The 1,456-nt window shown below is 53.0% G+C and carries 1 protein-coding gene; it reads right to left on the bottom strand.

Annotation, left to right across the window (positions count from 1 at the left end):
- The coding region (locus ACYVIC_RS19660; protein WP_460862693.1) for a non-ribosomal peptide synthetase at positions 1–1,456 on the bottom strand (1,456 nt) is incomplete at both ends.

Raw genomic sequence — 1,456 nt, 5'->3', positions numbered from 1 at the left:
GCCCCTGGTAACATATAATCCGGCAGTTTCCCTTTCAGATGAGAGCGCAACTGCTCTATAAATGCGGCTGACTCAATCAAGCTTGCATAGGCTTCACCCACACTGACATAAGCCACAAGCTGCCTGTCCCCTGCCGCTGATTGCCTGGCCAGCACCACCGCTTCCTGCACCGACTCATGAACTGACAGGGCATGCTCGATTTCCCCCAGCTCAATCCGGTAACCCCTGATTTTCACCTGATGGTCAATCCGACCCAAAAACTCCAGATTGCCTTCCGGCAACCAACGCACTAAATCTCCGGTTTTATACAGCCGCCCCTCTCCAAACGGGTTCGAAATAAATTTCTCTGCCGTTAAATCATCCCGGCCCAGATACCCCTGAGCTACACCTACACCACCTATGTGCAACTCACCTATACTGTTCACCGGTAAAAGCTGTCCATGACTGCCTAATACATACAACTGACTATTCGCTATACCCCTGCCTATGGGCACATTGACCTTCTCTTTACAAAGCAGCTCTGCTACATCCGCCTCGGTGTCCACCACAAATTGACTACAACCCACCACCGTTTCTGTTGGCCCATATTCGTTCACAAACTTCGCACCGGACAAACGCTTTTGCTTCCACTTCACCACTGTCGTGGCCAATAGCTGCTCTCCTCCCACTACCACACAATGCCCGGCTTCACTCGACACTTTATCCTCAAGCTGGTAATCCAGAGCTTCCAAGTGTGCTGGGGTTATCTTGAACAGGTAGCTTTGTGCCCCCATCAAGTAACGACCCAAGGCCTCCAGCATACCTTCATTATTCGCCAGTAAGGTGACCGACTTACCCATACATAACGGGGTTAACAACGTCGTAAGGGTGGCGTCAAAGGACAGCGGTGAGCTCACGACCGAGCCAACATGCTCTTCACTCAGATAACTCTCCTGAGCACAGCTCAGGTAATTAACTACCCCCTGATGCGTCACCTTCACCCCTTTGGGTCGACCGGTGGACCCTGAGGTGTACAGGATATAAGGCACCTGCTCTGCCCAACTGCCTTCCACTACGTCCTCAGGGTTGGCTGTGCCATAGCCTGACAACCAGGTCTCGTCCGTCGCGCCGCCTTCCAACAGCAACACGTCCACGCCTTTTATAGCCGCTGAGCTGAGTTGCTCCTGCCCCAACAACACCATCTCTATGCCTGCGTCATCCAGGATGTACTTCACCCTGCCCTCCGGGTGGTCGGTGGCCAATGGCACATAGCTGCCACCTGACTTCAGTACCCCCAGTACGCCAATCAACATCTCCAAAGACGGGGCCAGATAAATCCCTACCCTGTCTCCCGGCTCTACGCCCATCTCTATCAGATACCCCGCAAGCTGATTCGCTTTGCGATTCAGTTCAATGTACGTTAACTGACTCTTGGCTAAGCCTGTGTCTTCAAACATCGCAGCCACTGCATCAGGAG

This window comes from Rheinheimera gaetbuli (assembly GCF_054781935.1).
The sequence above is the reverse complement of the archived record's forward strand: the minus strand, read 5'-3'. Positions and strand labels throughout refer to the sequence as shown.